Origin of the sequence: Achromobacter mucicolens, assembly GCF_029866465.1 — a bacterium.
Lineage (GTDB): Bacteria > Pseudomonadota > Gammaproteobacteria > Burkholderiales > Burkholderiaceae_B > Achromobacter > Achromobacter mucicolens.
On the sequence record NZ_CP123364.1, the window covers coordinates 4,561,730 to 4,578,944 of the forward strand.

Below are 17,215 nucleotides of genomic sequence, written 5' to 3' on the forward strand. Positions count from 1 at the left end.
GCGAGGCGCATCCCCATACCTGATCCGCAGTACGTAGCTCAGCAGTCCAGCAGTGCGTAACCCAGCAGTCCAGTAGTCCGCCAACAATCACCGCGACGCCCCAAAAAAATCGAGCCGGCTGGCCCGAGGGACAGTTGCTGCCTGGCAAACCCCGCCCTTCCCGCAGATCGGCGGGCCGCGCCTACCGCGAACGAAGGAGACAACACCGTGAAAGACGAACATCAACCTGTGAATGGACGCCGCCGTCTCATCAAGGCCATGGGGTATGGGCTGGCGCTGTCGCCCTGGCTGGCGGCGCCCGCGCGCGCGAACTGGCCATCGGACAAGGCCATCCGCATGGTCATCCCGTTCTCGGCGGGCGGCGCCACCGATTTGCTGGGGCGCGCGCTCGCCTCCGAAATGGCCAAGGGCCTGAACCAGACCATCGTCGTCGAGAACCGCGCGGGCGCCGGCGGCAGCGTGGGCGCGCAGGCCGTGGCCGGGTCACCCGCGGACGGCTATACGCTGTTGCTCGCTTCGGGAAGCATGTTCACCGTCAATCAGTTCATCTACAGCAAGCTGCCCTACTCGCTCAACGACTTCAGCCTCATCGCCAAGGTCGCAAGCGGACCGATGGTCATCACCGTCAATGCCGAACTGCCTGTCAAGAACACGCGGGAACTCATTGCCTACGCCAAGGCGCGGCCGGGCAAGCTCAGCTTTTCGTCCGCAGGGGTCGGCAGCCAGACGCATATGGCCGGCGAAGCCTTCACGGACGCCGCCGGCATTGAACTCATGCATGTCCCGTACAAGGGTGAAGGCCCGGGCTACACGGACCTGATGGCAGGCGTCATCCAGGTGGCCGTCGGCAACATCAATGCGATTGCGCCGCTGCTCAAAGGTGGCCGCCTGCGCGCGCTTTCCGTCACGGGCAAGGAGCGCGCGGCCTTGCTGCCCGGCGTGCCGACCACCGCCGAGGACGGCGTGCCCGGCTTCGAGTTCACCGGCTGGTTTGCGCTGATGGCCCCTGCCGGCACGCCGCAGGCCGCGATAGTCCGGCTGCTTGCGGTGGCCAACCAGGCTGTTGAGCAACCGGGCTTGAAGCGGTACCTTCAAGACCAGGGCATGGCGCCCACTATCGTGCCTGGCGCGGCGCTGCAAAAGGAGATTGCCGCGGAGTCCGCCAAATGGCAGGCTCTGGTGCAAAAGAAAGGCATCACCGCCAGCTGACCCACCGCAGGGCTTCGTCGCGCGCCAGCCCTGCTTCGACCATCGAGGTGCTGTTTCCCCCCATGCCCACCGAATCGCTTGCGTTTGTCATCCCCGTCATCTTCGTCGCCTACACGGTCTTCGGGATGACGGGATTCGGCGCGGCCATGGTCGCCGTGCCCGTGCTGGTCCAATTCATTCCCCTGCAACTGGCCGTGCCGCTGGTCGTGCTGTTTGACCTGACCTGCACGGCATTGGTCGGCGGCAGAAACTGGAGACGCGTCAGCCTGGCCGAGTTCAAGCGTTTGCTGCCCTGGATGCTGCTGGGCATCGCGCTGGGTGTCACGCTGCTGCGCGACGCCGGGGCCCGCTGGCCCCTGATCCTTCTGGGCGCGTTCGTGCTGGTCGTGTGCATCCAGGGCCTGCGAGGCGCCCGGGGCGGCGCCAAGCCGCCGCTCAAGCCCTTCTGGGCGTTTCCGTTCGGGGTGTTCGGCGGCGTCTTCAGCGCGCTGTTCGGCACCGGCGGCCCCATTTACACGATCTACCTCTCGCGACGCCTGGACGCGCTGGAGCAATTCCGGGCAACCATTTCGGTCGTGATCCTGCTGAGCGGGATCGTGCGGGCGGCCGCGTTCGGGGCCGCGGGGATGTACTCCAATCCGGACATCCTGCGCGCCGCCGCCGTGCTCCTGCCCGTCGCGCTCATCGGCCTGTACGCCGGCTCGCGCTTCAGAACGCGCGTCTCTCCCGAACTGCTGAAGCGATCCATCTTCGTGCTGCTTGCGATCGCGGGCGCCGGCGCGATCTACCGCGGGTGGATGTCGCCCGCATGAGCGGCATTGCGCCGCGCGGGCAGGCGGCCCGCGGCGCGGGCGGGCGGCCGCGTGCCCGCCGCCCGCCGCCACGATCACTTCGCCGTCGGCATCGCGAACTCCGCGCCCTTGCCGATGCTCTCCGGCCAGCGCTGCATGATCGACTTCTGGCGGGTGTAGAAGCGCACGCCTTCTTCGCCGTAGGCATGCATGTCGCCAAAAAGGCTGCGCTTCCAGCCGCCAAAGCCGTGCCAGGCCATCGGGACGGGAATGGGCACATTGATGCCTACCATGCCGACCTCGATGCGCCGGCCGAATTCGCGCGCCACGTTGCCGTCCCGCGTAAAGCACGCGACGCCATTGCCGAACTCATGCGCGTTGATGAGATCCACGGCTTCCTTCAGGTCCTTGACCCGCACGCAGCCCAGGACCGGACCGAAGATTTCTTCCTTGTAGATGCGCATGTCGGGCGTGACGTGGTCGAACAACGTGCCGCCCATCCAGAAGCCGTCGCCGCACCCCTCGCCTGCCTGCGTGCCGTTGAAGCCTCGGCCATCGACCAGCAGCTTCGCGCCCTCCGCTTCTCCCTGCGCGATGTAGCCGCTGATGCGCTCGTGCGCGGCGCGGGTCACGATCGGTCCCATTTCGGCGGCCGGGTTCTCGCCGTCCAGCACCTTCAAGGCCTTCGTGCGCTCGATCAGCCTGGGCAGCAGGCGGTCGGCCACGTCGCCCACCAGCACGGCCACGCTGATCGCCATGCACCGCTCACCCGCCGATCCGTAGCCGGCGCCGATCAAGGCATCCACGGCCTGGTCGATATCGGCATCGGGCATCACCACCATATGGTTCTTCGCGCCGCCCAGCGCCTGCACGCGCTTGCCCAGGCGGGCGCCCGTCTCATAGATGTAGTTGGCGATCGGCGTGGATCCGACAAAGCTAACCGCCTTCACGCCGGGATGCGTGAGCAGCGCGTCCACGGCGACCTTGTCGCCCTGCACCACGTTGAACACGCCATCGGGCAGACCTGCCTCGCGCAGCAGTTCGGCGATGCGCAGCGACGCACTGGGATCCGTCGGGCTGGGCTTGAGCACGAACGTGTTGCCTGCGGCGATCGCAACCGGAAACATCCACATCGGCACCATCACCGGAAAATTGAAAGGCGTGATGCCGGCCACGACGCCCAGCGGCTGGCGCAACGTCCAGTTGTCGATGCCGGTGGAAACCTGTTCGGTATGCGCGCCCTTGAGCAGTTGCGGAATGCCGCAAGCGAACTCCACAATGTCGATGCCGCGCGCGACTTCGCCTTGCGCATCGCTGAACACCTTGCCGTGCTCGGCGGTGATCAGGTGAGCGAGCTCGTCGCGGTGGCGGTTCAGCAGTTCAAGAAATCTGAACAACACGCGCGCACGGCGGATCGGCGGCGTGTCGGCCCACGCCGGAAAGGCGGCTTGCGCGCTGGCTACCGCGCGCTGCACCTCGTCGGGCGTGGCCAGCGTGACGTGACGGGTGACGGCGCCCGTGGCCGGATTGAAGATGGGCTGGCGCGCGCCTGTCCCATCGACGCGGCTTCCGGCGATAAAGTGTCCGGCAATGGATTCGCCGGCGCTGCGCGGGGTTGCATGCATGGTGTTCTCCTGTGCTCAAGCGTGAAGTGCGGGTGCTGGCACTATGTCGTTTCGCCCACCGCGCGTCGAGACCAGAAGGCTGGAATCAGTGTTTGCGGTTCTGAACAATGGAAATTGGCATGACAAAGACAAGACGCCTGGAAGACCTGTGGTCGCACATTCACTGCCTGGGCGTGCTGGCCGACACGGGAAACTTCACGGCCGCCGCGCGCCGGCTGCAGATCAGCAAGGCGTCGGTCAGCCAGCGCATCGTGGAACTGGAGCAGGCGGCCGGCGTTCCCCTCGTGCGGCGAACCACGCGCAGTGTCAGCCTGACCGAGGCGGGGGCAAGCCTGGTCGACCACACCGCGTCGGCCTACCAGCGCATCGAAGCGGGATTCTCCGCGGTCCGCGACTTGTCCGACGGCCCGCGCGGCGTGTTGTCCGTGACGGCGCCCGTCGCCTTGGGACGCCAGGTCATCGCGCCGCTGATACCCGGTTTCCTTGCGCGCTTTCCGGACGTCCGGATTCAGCTTGAGCTGAGCGACCACCTGGCTTCCCTGGCCACCGAGGGATTCGACCTGGCGATCCGGCATGTCGCCGGCGTGCCCGACACCCATGTCGCCTCGTTGATCTGCGAGACGCGCTCGGTGCTCGTCGCCACGCCGCAGTATCTGTCGGCACATGGCACGCCACGCACGCCCACGGATCTGGAGGGCCACAATTGCCTGCACTACCTGCGCCGCAGCGGCGGCGCGACCTGGTCGTTCGAATCGCTGGACGGGGACAAGCGCATCGCCGTGCCGGTGCGCGGCAGCTTCACGGCCAACAACAGTGAAGTCCTGCGCGAGGCGGCCGCCGGCTCGGTCGGCATCGCGCTGCTTCCGGATTTCAGCGCGGGCCAGGCGCTGCAGTGCGGCACGCTGGTCGAGGTTCTGCCAGGATGGCGCGTCGTCGGCGACTATGCCGAACGGCTCTATGCCGTCAGGCCCTACACGCCGCGCGTGCCCCTGACCGTGACCTCGTTCGTCCAGTATCTGCGCCAGGCGATTCCGGCCGCCGAAGGCCTGGCGGCCGGCATCGCCCCGCATGCCCATGGCTAATTGACCTGCAACCCCGCCTTGGCCACCAGCTCGGCATAAATGGTGGCGCCCTGATCGACATACTTTGCCGTATCGGCGGGCGACAACACATGCGGAATGCCGCCGAAGTTGGCGTTGCCTTCGATCCACTTCGGGTCCTTCGAGATCTGCTGAAGCGCGGAGGCCCACTTGTCCACCGCTTCGGCGCTCATGCCCGGTGGCCCGAACAGCCCGCTCCAGCCGATGACGGCCTCGAGCTGCGGCAGATTCGATTCGCGTGCGGTCGGAATGCCCGGAAACTGCGCAAGGCGTTCCGGCGTCGTCGTCAGCAAGGCGCGCAACTTTCCACCCGCAAGAATTCCGGTCATCGAGCTCAAGTTGTTGCAGGCGAAGTCCACATCGCGGCTTAGTACCGCCATGGCCACCTCGCTGCCGCCCTTGTACGGGACGCTGACGGCCGCGTCCGGCTTCAGCCCCAGACTGCTGAGCAACAGTTGCGGGGCAAGGTTCTGCACGGTCGCGGGGCCGGAATGGCTGTAGTTCAGCTTGCCGGGCCTGGCCTTCAATGCCTGGGACAGATCGCCGATGGTCCGGTACGTGCTATCCGGATGCACCACACAGACCACGGGGTTCAGCTCCAGCAGCCCGATGAACGTGAAATCCTTCGAGGTATAGGGCGTTGTCTTGGGCTGCAACGCGGGCAGGAGGACCTGGGAACCGATGCGTCCCATCAGCAGCGTGTACCCGTCGGGCGCTGCATTCTTGACCGCGGCCGATCCGATCGCGCCGTTGGCCCCGGCCTTGTTGACCACGACCACCGGCTGCCCAAGAACGCCTTGCGCGGCGGCGGACAGATTGCGGGCCGCCATGTCGGCGTCGCCGCCCACGCTGAAAGGGACGATGAGCTGAATCGGTTTGGCAGGGTAAGCCTGGGCAGCGGCCAGGCCGGGACAGGCGAGAAGCAGGCAAAACGCGGCGCGAGCGGACCCGCCCGGGCGGATGCCGGTGAGGCTGATCATGGGATGTCTCCTGGTCGTTCTACGGGACGAAACCGGACTGCGGCAACGCTCGATGCCTTGAGCTCAATGACCGGTCGTGGACTGCATTGATGCTGCGTGGAAAACCGGCGCGGCCTCGCCCGCGAGAGACACGTTGATGCAGGCTGGCAGGCCGCTGGCGGCGGCCTGGCGCAAGGCGGTGGCCAGGCCTGCGGCGTCGTGCGCCGCAAACCCCGCGCCGCCCAGCGCCGAGGCGACATCGTGGTAGCGAGCCGCCGGAGAAAGCTCGCACCCGATCAGCCGCTGCGGGCCGTAGGTGCGCATTTGAATCAGGTGCTCGGCGTTCCAGCGCAAGTCGTTGCCGATCACCGCCGTGATCGCCGCGCCTTCGCGCACCGCCGTGTCCAGCTCCATCAGGTGGAACCCGGCGGTGCCGTCGCCCATCATGACGACCACCGTGGCGCCGGGCCGCGCGATCTTCGCGGCGATCGCATAACAGACCCCTGCGCCGATCGCCCCGGACATGCCGTTGATGATGCGAACCGGCGCCTGGCAGAAGGCTTGCGCCCATTGGCCGAACTCGCCGCCGTCGCAGATCAGGATCGGATCGGGCGCGGACGCCAGAAACGCCTGCACGGTCTCGCACAGCGCGCGCGGATCCAATGCGCCCTGCGTCGGTGCGGACGGCGTCTTCACCGTCCGGCTTTGCAGCGCTTCATCGACCTGGGCGCGCCACGAAAGGCGTTCGGCCGACGGTTGCGCCACCGCCACCGCCGCCAGCGCCGCCGCCGGGTCGGCCTGCAATGCCAGGACCAGACGCGCGCCAAGCAGCCGGCCCGCGCGTTCCAGCATCGCGGGGTCCGGGTCGATGACCGCGACGCGGGCCTCTTGCCCCAGGGCGCCGGTGCTGCCGAATCCCAGCGTGAAGTCCAGGCACTTTCCCGCCAGAACGATCAGGTCGGCGCTTGGGATGATGCCGGCCAAGGCCCCCAGCGACGGATCTTTCAGCCCGCGGGGGCTTTCCATCGGGATGATGCGCAGCCCCAGCGCGGCTTCGGCTGCCGCGCGCGCGGAACGTCCTTGCGGCCGCGCGCTCGTCGGGCCGGCCAGCACCAGCGGACGCTGCGCCGAATGCAACAGGTCTGCCAGTTGGTTCACGCTGGAAGTATCCACCGAGGCAACCGGCTGAACGGCTGGCGCGTCGGGAAGGTCCGCCATGCCCGATTCGGCGGTCAGCAGGTCAAAGGGCAACGCCAGGTGGACGGGGCCGCGACGCGGCGCAAGCGCCTGCGAGATCGCCGCTTCAAGCGCAGGGCAAAGCTCTGCCGCGGACCGCGGGCGGACCGACAACTTGGTCAGCGGACGGGTGATGGAGACCTGGTCCAGTTCCTGGAACGCGCCAGAGCCGTCTTCCGACACCGAGGAGTCGCCCGAGATGAGCAGCACCGGGCTTTCCGCCTGCGAGGCCGAATAAAGCGGCGCGAGTCCGTTGGTCAGGCCCGGCGCGGCGGTGATCAACGCCACGCCGAGTTCGCCGGTAATCTGCGACCACGCATCGGCCATGAAGACCGCGGCCGCTTCGTGCCGGACGTGGATGATGCGGATGCCTGCGTCGATACAGGCATCGTATAGCGGCATGATCTGGTTGCCGGAGAGGCTGAAAATGGTATTGACGCCCCGCCGACGCAGCGAGCGAATGATCAACTCAGAACCAAGCACGTTTGTCTCCCCCCGAGGTTGCGCTTGGCTTTGCCTTGCAACCTTTTATTGATCCGACATGTTTCTTTGACCCATTTGCGGCTCAGTGTATCGGGTAACAGCGGCGTTTTGGTTGATGTTTTTTGAACCAAGGATCGCGCCCGCCGACGCGTGGCGGCCAGACCTCACACGCTGAAAGCGGATCCCTCTATACAGATCGGCGCGCCTGGTGTTTCATACCGTCTTGGCGATTCATGACATTGCGCGGCCGTCGCGCGGCCCTCTTCGAAGGCGACACCATGGCAAAAAGACACCTTGGCGCGGCAGTTGGCCTCATGACCTGGATGATGACGATGACCCCCAGCTTTGCCGGTTCCATTGGTTACCTGGGGCCCGCGGGCTCCTGGACGCATCAGGCGTGCCTGGACCTGTTCGGGCCCAACGCGCTTGCCCCGCTCACGCGCGATGAACTGTTTTCCGGCTACGCATCGGGCAAGCTGACCCAGGCGTGCGTCCCCGTGACGACGTCGGTCGTTGGCGTCACGCCCTATCTGGACGCGGTGCTGGATCTGCCCAATGCCGTGGTGGTCGGCGAATACCCCAAGATGCTGGGCTACAGCCTGCTGGCGCGACCCGGCGCGAAGCTGCAAGACATCAAGGAAGTGTTCGCCCACCCGGTGGCATTCGAGGAAGTGAAACCCTGGCTGGACCGGGAAATGCCCACGGTGAAGCGCACCGAGTCCGCAAGTGGCGGCGCCGCGGCCAAGACCGTTGCGGAAAGCGCCACCCTCGACAAGGCCTCGTTCGGTCCGAAGGTGGGCGCCAGCGTGTATGCGCTGAGCGCGCTGGTCGATGGGATCGAGGAAGGACCGCACAATGTGACGCGCTGGTGGGTACTGGGCCGCGACCTGCCGGCGCCCACGGGACATGACAAGACCTCGCTGGTGCTCTCGACCGCGGACGACAACCTTAATGATGCACTGCGCGCCCTCGTGCAGGCCAACGTTGCCGTGCTGACGATCTATGAGCGTCCCAGCAAAAAGACCCTGGACACGCACCGGTATCTCGTCGAGGTCGCGGGCCATGCCGCGCAGGAACCCCTGGCCGGGCTTTTGAAGGCGCATCCCGAATTCCGGTTGCTGGGTTCCTACCCGCGCAAGTGAGCCGCCCTCGCCTTCAGCGCGCTTCCTTCATCAGTGTCCGGACTTCCTCCCGCCGGCCCTCGTCAGCCACTTCGCGGCCGGGGCGGGGCGGCGCTTTCAGCGCCTTTTCCAGGTAGGGAATCGCTTCGGACTTGCGGTTCCGGTACACCAAATAATCCGCGTAGAAGTAGTTCGGATCGATGCCGTCCGGGTTGATGGTCAACGCCTGCTGCAGCAAGGCCTCGGCGCGCTTGTTGTCGCCGAATCCCACTGGCCAGCCGGGCACCTTGTAATACAGCACGCCCAGGCTGTTCAGCGCGGACCCGTCCAGCGCCTTGCTGTCGATCTGGATGGCGGTTTCGTACTCGGCCTTGGCCTGTTTCGCCAGGCTGAGCGCCCCCATGCCGCCCTTGGCGCCGGCCCACGAGCTCAGGATGATGCCTTCCCAGATGTGCGGTTCGGCTTTGTTGGCGTAACGCTGCGTCAGGTCGTGGGCCTGCTTGGACAGTGCCTCGAAGCGCTTGGCGCGATCGTTGGGCGGGGTCTTGTATTGAATGTCCGCCCAGCCGTTTTGCAGCTCGCGGATACCCTGGTCCATGTCGGCGGGCGCCGCGAGGGTAAAGGTGGAAAACAAGCACGCCACGCCCGCCAGCAAGCCGGCGGCCGCATTGCGCAGGCCGATATTCTGATTCATGACTAGGCTCCAGTAGGAAATTTCAACGACATCAAGGCGCGGCGATGCTTCGCAAACGCGCCGTCCAACCATTCAGGGCAAAGACCATTCAGCCGTGCCGCCACGGATTCGATTCCGCCCGCGAAGCGTTGGCGCGATTCGCTTTGCAGCATGCGCGATACCGCCTCTGCGATTTCTTCCGGGCTATCGCTGGCCGAATCGGTTTCTTTGTTGAACGCCAGCACTTCGGGCGAGTTGAACGGCGTGTCGATGGCCCGGGGCGCGTAGTACTGCACCCGGACGGACGAGTCGGCCAGCTCGCGGCGCAAGGCTTCGGAGTACATCCGAAGCGCGGCCTTGCTTGCCGCATAGGCCGAGAACCCCGGCACGCCCAGACTGCCCAGCGTCGATCCGATGTTCAGCACCTGTGCGCGCGGCTGCGCCAGCAACTGCGGCAGCATGCCGGCGGTCAGCATCATGGGCGCGACGACATTCGTGTCCATGAGCTGGCGCAGCGCTTCGGTCTGCAGGGATTGCGCGGGTCCGAACGCGGCCAGCGCCGCATTGTTGATGAGCACGTTGGCATTGCGGGCGCCGGCGGCATCGATGACCGCGTTGCGGCCGGCGTCGGTGGTCACGTCCACCACCAGCGCGTCCACACGCGACCGGTCGCGCGCCCCGGCGCTCAGCGACTGCGCCAGCGCCAGCAAGGGCGCTTCGCTGCGGCCGACCAGCAGCAGACTCGCGCCTTCGTCGAAGAGCCGGCGCGCAATCGCGCTTCCGAGGCCGCCCGCGGCGCCCGTCAACACGACGGAGGCATCGCGCGGGCTCATGCGCCTTGTCCTTGCGAAGACGAGCGCGGCAGGGAACGGAAGATCGCCCCATAAAGCCCGTAGAACATGTTGGCGGCATGGACCACGGCGGCGCGGTCGGCGTCGTCGTCCAGGCGGTTGACCAGATCGGCGAAATGCGCGGTGTGCTCCTGGTCCAGCGTGCCGTGGGATCGCAGATAGCTGAAGGCGCTTGGCGGCAGCGCCAGCGCGCGCTGGATCTGGTCCGCGGCGTTCAAGGCCAGCGTGACGCTGGTGCCCTCCAGCACGTGCACCATGCCGAAGAATCCCACCGGATTCTTGCGCGCGATGGTGTCGTAGGCGTAAGCCACCATGATTTCGGTGGCCGGCCCGGGTCCGGCGCGGCGAACCTCGTCCGCATCGTGTCCCAGCGCACGCAGGTCATTGAGGATCCAGGCATCGTGGCCGGTCTCCTCCTCGATGTATTCATCGATCGCGGGCAGCATCCATGCCAGTCGTGCCGGCATGCGCGCGCGGCACGCGTGCATCAGCGGCACGGTGTGGCTGACGTGGTGATAGGCCTCGCGCAGAAACGCCGCATAGGCGGGCCGCGCGACCTGGCCGCGCAGGCAATCCTGGATGATGGGCGTGGCCACCAGGGACTCCCGGGCCTCGCGCGTCTGATCAAGCAACTGTTCGAAAAAGGTCATGATGGGTCTACATCGATAGGTGAGCGGTAACCCGCGGAAAAGAGATCGGCGTGCAATTCGGCGACGGCCTGCCGGCGCGGACGCCCGTTCACCGTTGCCAGGCCGCTGGTGGCAGAGAACTCGGCCCGCGCGCGCATCCAGGATCCGATCCGGGCATAATCCGGCAGCCCCTGGTTGACCTGGTCGACGCACGCTTGAATGGCGCTGTCGCTGGGATCGCCCAGCGGCCAGATCACGGCGCCCAGCGCTGCCTGGCCTTCGCCCAACACCACGCAGTGCGCGATGACGGGCTGGTTCGCCAGGCGCAGCTCGACCCATTCGGGCGACACATTGCGTCCGTATCCGGTAATCAGCACATTCTTCTTTCGACCGCGGATATGCAGGAATCCGGCATCGTCGATGCGGCCCAGGTCGCCTGTCGGCAGCCATGTCGAGGGCATCGCGGGCTGCCCCAGATAGCCCAGCGCCAGCGCGCCGGCCACCTCGATTTCACCGTCGGCAGCGACGCGCACGCGCGCATGCGGCAAGGGGCGGCCCGCCGAGCCGGGACAGTCCGCGGCGGGCAGGTTCAGGGTCTGCACCGAGCAGGCCTCCGACAGCCCGTAGCCTTCATAGGCGGGTATCCCCAGCGAGCGGGCGTATTCCAGCAGGTCGGTTCCCACCGCCGCCCCGCCCACCGCAACGAAGCGCAGCGTGCCGGGGCCTGCGAGGCCCGCCGCCCGCAGCCAGCCCGCATAAGCGCGCAACATCTGCGGCAGCACGATGACGCTTTGCGCGCGGCCCGCCACTAGGGCCTGGTGAAACACGGCCGGATCGAAGCGCGACGATCCCTGGAGCCCGATGTCCTTCAAGGGATTGACGCAGATCGCCGCGCCCTCGATCAGGGGCGCGTAGACGCCCGCGATGTTCTCCAGCAGCACGGGCAGGGGCAGCGCCGTGAAATGGCGCACGATGCCTAGCGGCCGCGTGGCGGCTGCAAGCCCCCCCGCCACCGCGAGCATCTGGTCCGCGCCCAGGCACACGCCCTTCGGGCTGCCGGTCGACCCGGACGTAAAGGTGATCTTCGCCGTGCCGGCGGGCAATGGCACCTTGGCGAAAGCGCGCCGGAACAGCGCTGTGTGACCCTGCCATTGCGCGGCGATCTCAAAACCGAAGGCCTGCAACATGGGCTGCAATGACGCAGGTCCGACGACGGCGTTCACGCCTGCGGCGTCCAGGGTCTCGCGCCACTGGCCCGGCGTGAAGAACAGCGGCAGGGGCACGTGCACCACGTCCGCTTGAAGACAGGCCAGATCCAACACGATCCACTCAAGACCGTTGTCCATCAGCGAGGCCACGACCGTCGCCCCGCGCGCCGCGAGGTCGCCGGCAAGCGAGTCCACGCGGGCGAGCAGCGCCGCGTAGTCCAATCCCTCTGACTGGGTCTGGACCGCAACGGCACGCGCGCGGGCAGGTTCCCTCAACAGCGAGAAAAAGCGGGACACGTTCATACGTCCAGCTCCGGAAGGCGGCCAAGAATGGCATTGAGCCGCCCCGCGAACACCGTCGGCGCATGCGCGTAGTAATTGCCCCAGTCCTTGCGTTCGGCTTCGTTCAGGTGGTCCGAGGTGGCCGCCGAGATCGGCTGATGCGCCAACCCCATTCGCTGGAACAGATGGTGCAGTTCGATGGTGAGCGTGCTGACCGCCCAATCAAAGCCCTCGGCGTGCAGATGCCGTGCCAGAAGCGGCACCAGCAACCTGCCGCCGCCGGGACGCACGGCGGCGAACTGCCCGGCTTCAACGATGAGACTGCGCGCAACCGGCGCGCCTTGATCGCGCACGTATTGCTCGATGGGCGCGGACAGGTAGCGTTCCAGAAAAAGCGGATCGTTCGCGCTGCGATAGCCCGCCGCCGCCAGGATCTCGCCGTCGCGCTGCACGCTGACCAGCGTGGGCAGCCACTCGGTCAGCCGGGCGCCGAAGCGCTGTTGATAACGTTGGTGAATGTAGGACTCGATCCGCGCGCGCATCGGATCCTCGATGGGATGGATGTGCAGCGTGGCGGGCATGGCCCGAGGCCGCGCGGCCATCGCCGTCCAGGCGGACGGGGCGAAACATTTGTTGTGGGGCATGCGGTATTCCATGCTTAGGAACTGATTTTCCCGATACGATGGAGCGCAGCTTAGGCATGGAACCTTAATGAGCAATTAACCACCCGGGCGGTGTTAATTTCAATCCTGCACGGCGAGAAGACGATAAATGAGAATTCTCATCATTGAAGACGACCCGCTCATTGGCGATGGTATTAAATCCGGCTTACGGCTTCTGGGCTATGCCGTCGATTGGTTCTCCAGCAGCCGGGAAGGCGACCAGGCGATCAGCGTTGTGCACTACGACGCCGTAGTCCTCGATCTTGGCCTGCCGGGCGAAGACGGCGTGTCGCTGCTCAACCGCTGGCGCCGCGAAGGGCGCACCGTGCCGGTTGTCATCCTGACGGCGCGCGAAGCGGTCTCTAGCCGCATCGCGGGCCTGGATGCCGGCGCGGACGATTACCTCATCAAGCCCATCACCCTGGATGAACTGGCGGCACGCCTGCGGGCGGTCACGCGGCGCGTGGCCGGCAAACCCGAACCCGTCTGGCGCCACGGCGATCTCGACTACCACCCAGCTCTCCACGAAGTGCACTGGAAAGGCCAGAAGGTCGACCTCACGACGCGCGAAGCGCTGCTGCTGGAACTGTTCCTGACACATCCGAATCGCGTGCTGACGCGCGACTTTATCCGCGACAAGCTCTACGACTGGGAAGCCGAACTCGAAAGCAATGCGCTGGAGGTTTTCGTGCATCATCTGCGCAAGAAGATCCATCCGAAGATCGTGCGCACCGTGCGGGGGTCGGGCTACGCGCTGGGCCAGGTGGAAGCCGACTCATGACATTGCAACGCCGCCTGATCATTGCCGTGCTGCTGGCGGCGCCAGTCGCGTGGCTCATCACCATCGCCGGCACGTACTGGCGCGCCGCCCACGAGATCAACGAGCTCTACGACACCGACATGGTGCGCCTGGCGCAGCAGACCATCGCCATATCCGCGCTGATCCCGCCTTCCGCCCAGACGCAGCCGGCGCGCGCCCAGTTGCCCGCGTCGGACAGCGCCGGCGATGCGGGCCTTGGCGACCTGTCCGTGGCGATATGGCGCGGCTCGCAAGCCCCCTTGGTGCTCGACCCCGAAGCCCTGCAGTTTCCTCGCAACGAAGACCGCGAAGGGTTTGCGGAAAGCATCGTCAACGGCGAACGCTGGCGCCTCTTTTATCTGGACGATCCCTCGGGCCAGACGCGGGTCGGCGTGGGACAGCGCATCGGAGAACGCGACGACCTCGTGATCGCCTACGTGGCCGGGCAGATCCTGCCGTGGCTGTTGGGCCTGCCGGTGCTGATCGCACTGCTGATCTACGCGGTGCGCCAGGCGATGGCCCCCGTGCGCAGGCTGTCGTCCGACCTGGAACGGCGCAGCCCGGACGACGCCAAGCCCTTGCCGCTGTCCGGCGTGCCGGGCGAGCTCACGCCGCTGATAACGTCCATGAATGGCCTGCTTGCGCGGGTCGGTACGCTGATCGAACAAGAGCGCCGGCTGACCGCGGATGCGGCGCACGAGCTGCGCACGCCGCTGGCTGCCGTGCGGGCGCAGTGGGATGTGATGCGGCGCACGCAAGACCCGCAGGCCCTGCAACAGGCGCAAACCAGCGTGACGCGCGGGATGGAGCGGCTGGACCGGCTGGTCTCGCAGCTGCTGACGATGGCGCGACTGGACAATGCCAATCACACGGACTTCGGCAGTGCTGTCGACTGGGGCCGCGTGGCCGAGCAGGCCGTCAGCGACTGCCTCTGGATCGCCAACCGGCGGGACGTGGACATCGCGGTGGAATGGCCCGCGCCGGGCGTGCTGCCGCTGCCCATGGCCGGCGATGCCGACGCGCTGGTCATCATGCTGAAAAACATCCTGGACAACGCCATCCGGTACGGCCCGCGCCATGGCCGGGTGCGTCTGGCGTTCTCGCCCTCGCAAATATCGGTCGACGACCAGGGGCCGGGCGTTGCGCCCGAGGTGCTGCCACGGCTGGGCGACCGGTTCCTTCGCGCGGCCGGCAACGAGGAAGCCGGCAGCGGCCTGGGCGTCTCCATCGCCCGCCGCATCGCCCATGCGCACGGCATGCGCATCGCATTCGCCATGCGCGATGCGCAAAGCGACTTCGGCCCGGGCCTGCGGGTGACGATACGCCGCGGCGCGTAGATGGCAAGCCCGCGCGAAGGCACTAGAATCTGCGCTTCACGTTTCCCTTCAGGCCGGCCCGGACGGCGGCCGCTGGTCTGACCATGGCCTCCACGCCCGCACCGCCACCGCCAACGACAGGCACGCAGCTTTCGCTGCGCGAAGCCCTGCAACAGGCCCACGCCCATTGGAACGCCGGACAGGCGGCCCAGGCAGAGATCCTGTGCCGCCGCATTCTGGCCGCATCGCCAGGACAGGTCGATGCCTCCCACCTGCTGGGCCTGATCGCGCACACGCACGGCCAGCCCGCGCTGGCGCTCGACCTGCTGCGGCACGCTTGCCGGACCGACGCCGCGCCGGCGGTCTACTTCGGCAACCTGGCTGAAATCTGCCGGCAGCAAGGCCTGCTCGCTGAAGGCGAGGCCGCCGCGCGCCATGCCACGCAACGAGAGCCCGGGCTGGTCATGGCGTGGAACAACCTGGGAATCATCCTGCAGGAATCCGGGCGCCACGCCGACAGCGTCGAGTGTCTTGAACGGGTGGCGCAACTTCAGCCGCACAGCCCCGAGGCCCTCAACAATCTCGGCAACGCGTACACGGGCGTGAATCGCCTGGACGAAGCGCGTCAGCATTACGTCCAGGCGCTCGCATTGCGCGGCGACTACGCCGAGGCGCACAGCAACCTTGCCTTCGTGCTGCGCGAACTGGGCGATTACGAGGCCGCGGCAAACGCCGGGCAGCGCGCCATCGAATGCAACCCGCGCCTGGCGAACGCGTACATCAATCTGGCGGAAATCGAAGCGGCGCGGTCGCGGCCCGCGCAAGCGCTGCAATGGACCGAAGCGCTGCTGGCCTTCGCGCCCAGCCATCCGCAGGCGCTTGAACTGCGCACGCGCCTGCGGACGGCATGCGGCTCGCAGGCTGCAACAGCCGAAGCGCAAGACTTGGAAGACTTGGCACGCCGCGTCCGCGATCTGCTGACTGAGCGACAGAACGCCGAAGCCGAGCGGCTACTGCGCGAGAACATGGACCCGCGCGGCGCTCCCGCCGTACTTTGGCGCCTTCTCGGTCTGGCAGTGAAATTTCAAGGGCGCGTTCAGGAAGCCGCTGACATTCAGGCCATGCTCGCCACCGCCATGCCCGGCAACCTGTCCGCCCGATTCGACCTGGCCGAAACGCGCTTGCTGCAAGGGGATTTCGAGCGCGGCTGGACGGAATACCGTTGGCGCTACAGCCTTTCCCATACCGCGGCGATGGACCGCAAGGTGCAGCGGCCGCGCTGGGACGGCAGCCGCATCGCGGGTCAGACGCTGCTCATTCATGACGAGCAGGGGTACGGCGACACGCTGCAATTCATGCGCCTGATCGACGCGGCCCGTGCCCGCAGCGGCGCGCGCGTCGTGCTGGAAGTCCATCCCGACCTGCTGTCCTTCGCCCGGCGCCTCGTCGGCCCGGACGCCTTCCCGCGCGGACAGATCCCCCCGCCGTTCGACCAGCACTGCGAACTGATGTCCCTGCCCATGGCGATCGGCCTGCGCATGGCCGACCTGCCGGGCCAGGTCGGCTACCTGTCAGCCGATGCGGCACGCGTCGAGAAATGGCGCAAGCGGCTGACCGGCTTGCCACGGCCATGGGTGGCGCTGGCCTGGGCAGGCAGGCCCACGCATTCGAACGACGCCAACCGGTCTCTTGCCTTGGCGGACATGGCGCCCCTGGCCGTGCCCGGCATCACGTACCTGGCCATCCAGAAAGGGCCTGCCGCAGCCCAGGCCGCCACGGCCCCGCCCGGCATGAACATCGTGCCGCTGGATGCCGAGATCGCCGACTTCGAGGACACCGCCGCGATCCTGTCCCTGGCCGACCTGCTCGTCTCGGTCGATTCGTCTCCCGTGCATCTGGCCGGCGCATTGAATCGGCCCGCCTGGGTGCTGCTGCCTTTCCTGCCCGACTGGCGCTGGCTGCTGCAGCGGTCCGACTCCCCCTGGTATCCGTCGCTGCAATTGTTTCGCCAGCCCGCGCCGGGCGATTGGAAGCCGGTCATGCACGACGTGGGCCAGGCGCTGGAAAGCCGGTTTCACCGCGGCCAGGCCTGAACATGCGGGCGCAACCGGCGCGCAAGCCGGCACGCCCCCAGTGTCAACCGGAAATAGGCCTGAATTTCGGCATTATTGCGGCCTTTGAGACCGCGCCATCGCCAGTAATGTGCGGGGTGAGATAGTACGCCCCAGCAAAAGGCCGCCTGTCTGCCGTCATACCCTGGCACCGGCCGCG

General features: G+C 67.0%; 15 protein-coding genes. 7 read left to right on the forward strand and 8 right to left on the reverse strand.

Translation table 11 applies throughout. The annotated features are described in order from the left end of the window. The first annotated feature begins 207 nt into the window (after nt 1-207). Entirely contained in the window at nt 208-1,209 is a 1,002-nt protein-coding gene (locus QEP15_RS20965; protein WP_280147989.1) for a Bug family tripartite tricarboxylate transporter substrate binding protein, read from the forward strand. A 62-nt stretch (nt 1,210-1,271) separates the two neighbouring features. Then, nucleotides 1,272-2,021, forward strand: coding sequence for a sulfite exporter TauE/SafE family protein (locus QEP15_RS20970; RefSeq protein WP_128827573.1), 750 nt, complete (start codon nt 1,272-1,274; stop codon nt 2,019-2,021). A gap of 74 nt (nt 2,022-2,095) precedes the next feature. On the opposite strand, the gene QEP15_RS20975 is transcribed toward QEP15_RS20970, so the two are convergent. After that, nucleotides 2,096-3,625, reverse strand: coding sequence for a CoA-acylating methylmalonate-semialdehyde dehydrogenase (locus tag QEP15_RS20975; RefSeq protein WP_056325830.1), 1,530 nt, complete (start codon nt 3,623-3,625; stop codon nt 2,096-2,098). A gap of 119 nt (nt 3,626-3,744) precedes the next feature. Between QEP15_RS20975 and QEP15_RS20980 the strand changes: the two genes are divergently transcribed. Then, nucleotides 3,745-4,707, forward strand: a complete 963-nt coding sequence (locus QEP15_RS20980) for a LysR family transcriptional regulator (protein WP_280147990.1) — start codon at nt 3,745-3,747, stop codon at nt 4,705-4,707. Here QEP15_RS20980 and QEP15_RS20985 read toward each other — a convergent pair. Both QEP15_RS20985 and QEP15_RS20990 read right to left on the reverse strand, forming a co-directional pair. Then, nucleotides 4,704-5,705, reverse strand: a complete 1,002-nt coding sequence (locus QEP15_RS20985; protein WP_280147991.1) for a Bug family tripartite tricarboxylate transporter substrate binding protein — start codon at nt 5,703-5,705, stop codon at nt 4,704-4,706. The two genes, QEP15_RS20980 and QEP15_RS20985, sit on opposite strands and share 4 nt — an antisense overlap. A 63-nt stretch (nt 5,706-5,768) precedes the next feature. Beyond that, the gene (locus tag QEP15_RS20990) at nt 5,769-7,403 is read right to left on the reverse strand and encodes a thiamine pyrophosphate-binding protein (protein WP_280147992.1); all 1,635 of its coding nucleotides are present in this window, start codon (nt 7,401-7,403) and stop codon (nt 5,769-5,771) included. A 278-nt stretch (nt 7,404-7,681) separates the two neighbouring features. Here QEP15_RS20990 and QEP15_RS20995 point away from each other — a divergent pair, with 278 nt between their 5' ends. After that, nucleotides 7,682-8,545 carry a prephenate dehydratase gene (locus QEP15_RS20995; protein WP_416372788.1) on the forward strand — a complete coding sequence of 288 codons (864 nt, stop codon included), beginning with the start codon at nt 7,682-7,684 and terminating at the stop codon, nt 8,543-8,545. Nucleotides 8,546-8,558: 13 nt separating this feature from the next. Here the strand turns inward: QEP15_RS20995 and QEP15_RS21000 are convergent, their stop codons facing one another. From QEP15_RS21000 to QEP15_RS21020, 5 genes are read right to left on the reverse strand one after another with little or no spacing between them, the layout of a single operon-like run. After that, nucleotides 8,559-9,218 (reverse strand): tetratricopeptide repeat protein, encoded by a 660-nt coding sequence (locus QEP15_RS21000; RefSeq protein ID WP_152382500.1) that lies wholly within the window; start codon nt 9,216-9,218, stop codon nt 8,559-8,561. A 2-nt stretch (nt 9,219-9,220) separates the two neighbouring features. Further along, complete coding sequence (locus QEP15_RS21005) at nt 9,221-10,030, reverse strand: SDR family oxidoreductase (RefSeq protein ID WP_175155245.1); 810 nt, start codon at nt 10,028-10,030, stop codon at nt 9,221-9,223. Continuing rightward, entirely contained in the window at nt 10,027-10,698 is a 672-nt protein-coding gene (locus QEP15_RS21010) for an iron-containing redox enzyme family protein (protein ID WP_280147993.1), read from the reverse strand. The genes QEP15_RS21005 and QEP15_RS21010 overlap by 4 nt, the downstream gene beginning before the upstream one ends. After that, the gene (locus QEP15_RS21015) at nt 10,695-12,188 is read right to left on the reverse strand and encodes an AMP-binding protein (protein WP_280147994.1); all 1,494 of its coding nucleotides are present in this window, start codon (nt 12,186-12,188) and stop codon (nt 10,695-10,697) included. Before QEP15_RS21015 ends, QEP15_RS21010 begins: the two co-directional genes overlap by 4 nt. Beyond that, nucleotides 12,185-12,811 carry a thermostable hemolysin gene (locus QEP15_RS21020; RefSeq protein ID WP_280147995.1) on the reverse strand — a complete coding sequence of 209 codons (627 nt, stop codon included), beginning with the start codon at nt 12,809-12,811 and terminating at the stop codon, nt 12,185-12,187. The genes QEP15_RS21015 and QEP15_RS21020 overlap by 4 nt, the downstream gene beginning before the upstream one ends. A gap of 127 nt (nt 12,812-12,938) precedes the next feature. Here QEP15_RS21020 and QEP15_RS21025 point away from each other — a divergent pair, with 127 nt between their 5' ends. From QEP15_RS21025 to QEP15_RS26010, 3 genes are all read left to right on the forward strand, one after another. Further along, a complete protein-coding gene (locus QEP15_RS21025; protein WP_063955380.1) occupies nt 12,939-13,610 on the forward strand; it encodes a response regulator in 672 nt (223 codons plus the stop codon). Next, nucleotides 13,607-14,965, forward strand: coding sequence for an ATP-binding protein (locus QEP15_RS21030; RefSeq protein WP_152382504.1), 1,359 nt, complete (start codon nt 13,607-13,609; stop codon nt 14,963-14,965). The genes QEP15_RS21025 and QEP15_RS21030 overlap by 4 nt, the downstream gene beginning before the upstream one ends. Before the next feature lie 83 nt (nt 14,966-15,048). Further along, nucleotides 15,049-17,037 carry a tetratricopeptide repeat protein gene (locus tag QEP15_RS26010; protein WP_280147996.1) on the forward strand — a complete coding sequence of 663 codons (1,989 nt, stop codon included), beginning with the start codon at nt 15,049-15,051 and terminating at the stop codon, nt 17,035-17,037. The last annotated feature ends 178 nt before the right edge of the window (nt 17,038-17,215 follow it).

Coding starts and splice junctions, on each gene's coding strand:
- QEP15_RS20970 (WP_128827573.1), top strand. CDS start 1,272: ATGCCCACCGAATCGCTTGCGTTTGTCATCCCCGTCATCTTCGTCGCC.
- QEP15_RS20975 (WP_056325830.1), bottom strand. CDS start 3,625: ATGCATGCAACCCCGCGCAGCGCCGGCGAATCCATTGCCGGACACTTT.
- QEP15_RS20980 (WP_280147990.1), top strand. CDS start 3,745: ATGACAAAGACAAGACGCCTGGAAGACCTGTGGTCGCACATTCACTGC.
- QEP15_RS20985 (WP_280147991.1), bottom strand. CDS start 5,705: ATGATCAGCCTCACCGGCATCCGCCCGGGCGGGTCCGCTCGCGCCGCG.
- QEP15_RS20995 (WP_416372788.1), top strand. CDS start 7,682: ATGGCAAAAAGACACCTTGGCGCGGCAGTTGGCCTCATGACCTGGATG.
- QEP15_RS21000 (WP_152382500.1), bottom strand. CDS start 9,218: ATGAATCAGAATATCGGCCTGCGCAATGCGGCCGCCGGCTTGCTGGCG.
- QEP15_RS21005 (WP_175155245.1), bottom strand. CDS start 10,030: ATGAGCCCGCGCGATGCCTCCGTCGTGTTGACGGGCGCCGCGGGCGGC.
- QEP15_RS21010 (WP_280147993.1), bottom strand. CDS start 10,698: ATGACCTTTTTCGAACAGTTGCTTGATCAGACGCGCGAGGCCCGGGAG.
- QEP15_RS21015 (WP_280147994.1), bottom strand. CDS start 12,188: ATGAACGTGTCCCGCTTTTTCTCGCTGTTGAGGGAACCTGCCCGCGCG.
- QEP15_RS21020 (WP_280147995.1), bottom strand. CDS start 12,811: ATGCCCCACAACAAATGTTTCGCCCCGTCCGCCTGGACGGCGATGGCC.
- QEP15_RS21025 (WP_063955380.1), top strand. CDS start 12,939: ATGAGAATTCTCATCATTGAAGACGACCCGCTCATTGGCGATGGTATT.
- QEP15_RS21030 (WP_152382504.1), top strand. CDS start 13,607: ATGACATTGCAACGCCGCCTGATCATTGCCGTGCTGCTGGCGGCGCCA.
- QEP15_RS26010 (WP_280147996.1), top strand. CDS start 15,049: ATGGCCTCCACGCCCGCACCGCCACCGCCAACGACAGGCACGCAGCTT.